This is a genomic window from Microcystis sp. M31BS1, from assembly GCF_020245285.1.
In the GTDB taxonomy this organism is placed as follows: Bacteria; Cyanobacteriota; Cyanobacteriia; order Cyanobacteriales; family Microcystaceae; genus Microcystis; species Microcystis panniformis.
The window spans coordinates 1-6,054 of sequence record NZ_JADBVE010000406.1; the positions used below are offsets into that span (position 1 = coordinate 1).

Annotated in this window: 5 protein-coding genes and 1 pseudogene; 1 reads left to right on the top strand and 5 read right to left on the bottom strand. The window is 40.8% G+C overall.

The window, feature by feature from the left end; translation table 11 throughout:
- Positions 1–135 precede the first annotated feature (135 nt).
- A pseudogene (locus IM509_RS22800) lies at positions 136–834 on the top strand (PstS family phosphate ABC transporter substrate-binding protein); the annotation flags it as partial.
- Positions 835–886: 52 nt separating this feature from the next.
- On the opposite strand, the gene pstB (IM509_RS22805) reads toward IM509_RS22800, so the two are convergent.
- The 5 genes from pstB (IM509_RS22805) to pstB (IM509_RS22825) form a co-directional block, all read right to left on the bottom strand.
- Positions 887–1,693, bottom strand: coding sequence for a phosphate ABC transporter ATP-binding protein PstB (gene pstB / locus IM509_RS22805; protein WP_072926451.1), 807 nt, complete (start codon positions 1,691–1,693; stop codon positions 887–889).
- Positions 1,687–2,610 (bottom strand): phosphate ABC transporter permease PstA, encoded by a 924-nt coding sequence (gene pstA, locus IM509_RS22810; protein ID WP_002745947.1) that lies wholly within the window; start codon positions 2,608–2,610, stop codon positions 1,687–1,689. Before pstA ends, pstB (IM509_RS22805) begins: the two co-directional genes overlap by 7 nt.
- Positions 2,611–2,612: 2 nt before the next feature.
- Positions 2,613–3,548 (bottom strand): phosphate ABC transporter permease subunit PstC, encoded by a 936-nt coding sequence (pstC, locus tag IM509_RS22815; RefSeq protein WP_002745948.1) that lies wholly within the window; start codon positions 3,546–3,548, stop codon positions 2,613–2,615.
- Between the two features lie 92 nt (positions 3,549–3,640).
- The gene (locus IM509_RS22820) at positions 3,641–4,666 is read right to left on the bottom strand and encodes a PstS family phosphate ABC transporter substrate-binding protein (protein WP_081417876.1); all 1,026 of its coding nucleotides are present in this window, start codon (positions 4,664–4,666) and stop codon (positions 3,641–3,643) included.
- Positions 4,667–5,000: 334 nt separating this feature from the next.
- Complete coding sequence (gene pstB, locus IM509_RS22825) at positions 5,001–5,798, bottom strand: phosphate ABC transporter ATP-binding protein PstB (RefSeq protein ID WP_012265133.1); 798 nt, start codon at positions 5,796–5,798, stop codon at positions 5,001–5,003.
- Positions 5,799–6,054 lie beyond the last annotated feature (256 nt).

Genomic DNA, 6,054 nt, shown 5'->3' on the forward strand with positions numbered 1-6,054 from the left:
ATACAGTGAGTTCTTTTCTTCTTCCGTGAATTCTAGGTTAATCATGTTTTTAATGAGTGCTTTGCTTCTAATTATGACTCTTAAACTATATTATTGTCCTTGAGTAAAAAATGCAAGTTGTAGCCGTGCAAAGTATATATTGAATTACCCGTGGCTTTTGATGCCTTAACTGTAGTCGTTAATCAGGAAAATAACTGGATTGATAGCATTACCCTAGAAGAATTAAAGAAAATGTGGGAACCGGCTGCTGAGGGTAAAATTACCAATTGGAATCAAATCAGACCGGAATTCCCCAATAAACCCCTAAATCTCTTTGGTGCAGGCCAAGATTCCGGAACTTTTGACTATTTTACCGAAGCTGTGGTCGGTAAATCCGGTGCTAGTCGTAAGGATTATGTAGCCAGCGAGGATGATAACACTTTAGTCCAGGGAGTCAGTCAAGATCCGAATGCTCTTGGTTACTTTGGACTAGCTTATTATGAACAAAATCCCCAAAAATTGAAAGCTTTAGGCATTGATAGCGGTAAAGGGGCGATTGTACCCTCTAGAGAAACCGTAGTTAACTCCCAATATCAACCCCTTGCTCGACCTTTATTTATCTACGTCAATGCGGAGAAAGCGCAAAAAAGCCGAGCTTTACAGGAATTTGTGGAGTATTACCTCGATAATGCCGAGAGTATTGTTAAAGAAGTCGGTTATATCCCCCTAACGGATGAACATTACCATTTAGCCACAGTCACCTTCTTTAACGGTGAAGTGGGAACGGTTTTCGGAGGACAATCGCAATTTGATGTCACCCTAGCGGAATTATTGCGGCAAAAAGCCAAGTTTTAGAGGAGAGCGTTGGGGAGATAATTGCTTTCTCTCCCCAAACAATTGCGATTTTTTAACCAAATCGACCGCTAATATATTCTTTTGTTTTCTCGTGAGTTGGTTCTTGAAACATAATTTTAGTTTGTCCAAACTCCATCAGTTCACCCAAATACATAAAAGCTGTGTAATCAGAAATCCGGGCTGCCTGTTGCATACTGTGGGTGACGATTAAAATGGTAACTTTTTCCTCTAATTTACCAATTAGTTCTTCTATACTATTAGTGGCGATTGGATCGAGAGCGGAAGTGGGTTCATCAAAGAGGATAATTTCAGGATCTGTAACTAAAGCGCGGGCAATACAGAGACGTTGTTGTTGTCCCCCCGATAAATCGTAGGCACTGGTGTTGAGACGATCCTTGACTTCATCCCACAAAGCGGCACCGCGCAAAGCTTCTTCTACTTTATAATCGATAAACTCCCGTTTTTTTTCGCCCCTAACCCGCAAACCGTAGGCGACATTTTCGTAAACAGATTTCGGGAAAGGGTTCGGTTTTTGGAAAACCATACCAATCCGCATCCGCACCTCGATCGGATCGACCTTGTGATCTAAAATATTGACGGTATCGATATAAATACCCCCTTCGTAGCGATTAGCGGCATAAAGGTCGTGCATTCGATTAAAACAGCGCAAAAGCGTCGTTTTACCGCAGCCAGAGGGGCCAATTAGAGAGGTGACTTGTCTTTCGGGAATGGTGAGATTGATACTTCGCAAAGCGGGTTTATTGGTGCCAGCGTAGTAAAAGTCAAGGTTTCTCACCTCGGCTTTTGGTTGAAATTCTTTGATATTAGACATCATCGAGGGAAAAATAGAGTTTACCATTTGATACCTTTGCGGAAACGATAGCGGAGATAGATAGCTACAGCGTTCATCCCGAGAGTCATCACAATCAACACTGTACCAGCGGCGGCTGCATTGACTTCAAATTCTGGCTCTGGACGAGAAACCCAGTTAAACATCTGGATAGGCATAACTGTAAAGGGTGCTTTTAGCCAATTAAAGTTAATAAAGGGAAAATTTGCTTGTAAAGGAGCATCGGGTAGAAAGGCAATAAACGTGAGCGCACCAATAGTAATCACGGGAGCCGTTTCTCCAATCGCTCTGGAAAGTCCGATGATCACACCGGTTAGGATACTACCGAAGGAGTAGGGAAGAATATGATCGGCGACTACTTGCCATCTACTTGCTCCCACGGCATAGGCCGCTTCCCGGAGACTGTTGGGTATTGCCCGAATTGCCTCTCTGGTGGTGACAATAACCACAGGTAGGATCAGCAAAGCTAGGGTTAAACCGGCGGCAATAATACTTTGTCCGAGATTGAATTGATAGACAAATAAACCGAGGGCGAGTAAACCATAGATAATTGAGGGAACACCCGCTAAATTAGTGACGTTAATCTCAATAATTGCTGAAAGCCAATTTTTCTTACTATATTCTTCCAGATAAATTCCCGCCGCAATACCGAGAGGAATCGCAATCAAGGCTGTTACCAACATCACTAGCAAGGTTCCCACCCAAGCGGAAAGAATACCAGCTTCTTCAGGGTGACGACTAGGAAAAGAAGTAAAAAACTGGGGGGTAATGCGCGGCAACCCTGCCATCATCATCTGGGCAATCAGGATAAAGAGAATTAGGGTAGAAACAAAAATAATCAACAACCCTAAGCCAGAAAATACAGTGCTAATCAGCTTGCGCCTTTCAATATTAGCTCTTAAATTCGATAATTGTTCTTTTTCCATGATTAGTAAACCTCCCGATATTTTTTGGCGAGGAAATAACCGATAATATTAAAGATTAAAGTCAAAATGACTAGCATAATACCGGCGGCAAAAATTGATTGATACTCGATCGAACCGTGGGGTAAATCGCCTAAACTAACCTGAACAATATAAGCGGTAATGGTGGCCGCTTCACTAAAGGGATTGAAGGTTAAATTTGGCTGTAATCCTGCGGCGATCGCTACAATCATCGTTTCTCCCACGGCCCGGGAAACTCCTAAAATATAAGCGGCACTAATACCAGAAATAGCGGCAGGCAAAACCACATTTAAAGCAGTTTGTAAACGAGTTGCTCCGGTAGCGTAGGAACCTTCCCGGAGGGTCAAAGGTACGGCACGCATGGCATCTTCACTGATGGAACTAATCAGGGGAATAATCATTAATCCCATGACCAAACCAGCACTGAGCATATTAAATGAAGGCAAGTCAGGCAAAAAAGTTTGTAGGAAAGGTGTGACATTTAAAAAGGCAAAATAACCATAAACTACTGTCGGTATAGCCGCTAATAATTCTAGACAAGGTTTAACCACTTCTCGCAGACGCGGGGGGGCAAATTCACTGAGATAAATAGCGGCAATTGTTCCCAAAGGAACAGCGACAAACATCGCCACGATCGAAGTGGTTAAGGTTCCCGAAAGTAGCGGTATAATACCATAACGAGGATCGGCAAAAAGCGGACTCCAAACCGTATCGGTTAGGAATTGAATCAGGGGAACTTTCTCGAAAAAATGCACGGATTCTAGAATCAAAACCTCCATAATGCCGATAGTGGTGGCCACAGAGGAAAAAGCCGCCAAAAATAGAATAACTTCAATAATAGTCTCTTTGAGGTTGCGAATCTTTTTGGGAGTAGCTGCCTGAATCCAGACACTCTCTGATTTAATTGCTGGTTTAGTCATGCTTTAAATATCTAGTTGCTGGGTTTTTTAATTCAACTCCAAAAATGGGGAAGATAATCGCTTCCCCATTCCATTTATTGGCAGATAAGCAACTATTCTTTAGCTTCTAGCCGAACAATATCTTGGATGGTTAAACCCACCACATCTCGGCCAACGAATACACTCCCTGTTTTATTATTTCTAAAGTTTCTCATTACCGATTGATAGACATTAGCGGGTAAAGGAACATACTTAACTTCCCGGACTAATTTGGGAGCATTGTTGATGAAAAATTCGACAAAACTTTTTACCTCTGGACGTTTAGCCGCATTAGCATTAACGTAGATAAAAACAGGACGGGAGAGGGGATTATATTTGCCGTTGTTGACATTTTCTGCTGAGGGAGATATGGCTCCTTTGCCGTTATCAATGGCTAGGGCTTTCAGACGACCTTTATTTGCTTCATAATAGGCATAGCCAAAGTAACCTAAAGCGTTACGATCTCTGATAACTCCCTGCACTAGAACGTTATCATCTTCACTGGGGGTAAAGTCGGTGCGACTTTTCTTCGATTCACCGACAATTGCCTCGGTAAAGTAATCGAATGTTCCCGAATCAGCACCTGGTCCGAACAGTTTTAGGTTGGCATTAGGCCATTTAGAATTAACTTGATTCCACTTAGTGATCTTCCCTTGAGCAGCGGGTTCCCACATTTTTTTCAGTTCAGAAACCTTGATGCTATTAAGGGGATTTTGTTTATTGACTACCACTGTTAAAGCATCAAAAGCGATCGGCAATTCTAAGAATTTAACGCCATTTTTAGCGCACAATTGACGCTCAGAATCCTTAATTGGACGAGAAGCATTAGAAATATCCGTTTCACCAGCACAGAATTTTTTAAAACCGCCACCTGTTCCCGAAATACCGACAGTTACTTGTGTCTGACGATTTATCTTTTGAAATTCTTCCGCTACTGCTTCTGTAATTGGGTAAACGGTGCTAGAACCATCAATTTTGATAGTATTGCGGCTTTGGGAATTAACCGCCGGGATGGTGAGAGCTAGGGCTGCTCCTACTGCCGCTAAACCAGCGCTGATTGTCCATCGATTTAGTTTGAATTGGAAATTCTGCATACTCATTTCGCTAATTATTGCTGGTTCGGGAATCAAAAAATTAACTTTTAGGTTGGATTGTACATAAAACCCTAAAATTATGATCAATTATTTTAGTTAATTTAAGGTTAAGGTTAAGATTTGGTTTGGTTAAATTCAGTTTAAGCTTGGGTTAATTAAGCTTAACTTAAACAAATATCTCTCACATTTTTGGTTATTTAAATTAGTTGATGACCACCCTATTGCAAATTAAAGTCAGTCAAAACGCTCAATAATGTAGTTTTATTAGATAATAACAAGAAAAAATCAGAACAAGTTGATTAACTCATCCCGATAATTGATCTCAAAAAGACTAAAGTAATTAACCAAAACGACCGCTAACATAATCTCTAGTGGACTCTTGAGCAGGATTTTGAAAGATAACCTCGGTGCGATCATATTCCACTAAATAACCCACTTTACCGCCTTTTGGGGTCGGTTCAGCATTATAAAAAGCCGTTAAATCAGAAACCCGCGACGCTTGTTGCATATTGTGGGTGACAATAACTATAGTATATTGGGTTTTTAATTCGTGAATTAATTCCTCAATTTTTAGGGTAGAAATTGGATCGAGTGCCGCACAGGGTTCATCCATTAAAACAACTTCCGGTTTAACCGCAATAGCGCGGGCAATACATAACCTTTGTTGTTGTCCCCCCGATAAAGCTAAACCACTTTCTTTGAGTTTATCTTTAACATCATCCCAGAGAACGGCTTTTTTTAAAGATTCCTCTACTAATTGATCCATATCGCCGATGTAACCATTTAAGCGCGCCCCAAAAGCGATATTTTCATAGATAGATTTAGGGAAAGGATTCGGTTTCTGAAAAACCATACCAATACGACTGCGTAACCCGATAGGATTAACGGAATTACCATAAATATCTTGACCGCGAAAGGTAACTTTTCCCTCAATTTTGGCACTTTTAACCAGATCATTCATGCGATTAAAACAGCGCAAAACCGTACTTTTACCGCAGCCAGAAGGACCGATAAAAGCGACCGCTTTTTTCTCAGGAATATCAAGGTTAACATCACGAACAGCGAGATTAGAACCGTAGTAAACATTTAAGTTTTTGGTTCTCAAAACCGCATCGGTAACAACATCGGTACTATACATAATTTTCAAAGGAATAGGTGTTGGGTGTTTTTTTCAGTGACCAGTGAACAGTAAACAGTAATCAGTGAAAAGAAAACTCCAAACTTGCCACTTTATACTGATTACTGATTACTGATTACTGATTACTGATTACTGATTACTGATAACTGATAACTGATAACTGATAACTGATAACTGATAACTGATAACTGATAACTGATAACTGATAACTGATAACTGATAACTGATAACTGATAACTGATAACTGATAACTGAT

What these genes read in the sequence shown, in the direction of transcription:
- pstB (WP_012265133.1), bottom strand. Translation starts at nt 5,798, where the DNA reads ATGTATAGTACCGATGTTGTTACCGATGCGGTTTTGAGAACCAAAAAC.
- pstC (WP_002745948.1), bottom strand. Translation starts at nt 3,548, where the DNA reads ATGACTAAACCAGCAATTAAATCAGAGAGTGTCTGGATTCAGGCAGCT.
- pstB (WP_072926451.1), bottom strand. Translation starts at nt 1,693, where the DNA reads ATGGTAAACTCTATTTTTCCCTCGATGATGTCTAATATCAAAGAATTT.
- pstA (WP_002745947.1), bottom strand. Translation starts at nt 2,610, where the DNA reads ATGGAAAAAGAACAATTATCGAATTTAAGAGCTAATATTGAAAGGCGC.
- IM509_RS22820 (WP_081417876.1), bottom strand. Translation starts at nt 4,666, where the DNA reads ATGAGTATGCAGAATTTCCAATTCAAACTAAATCGATGGACAATCAGC.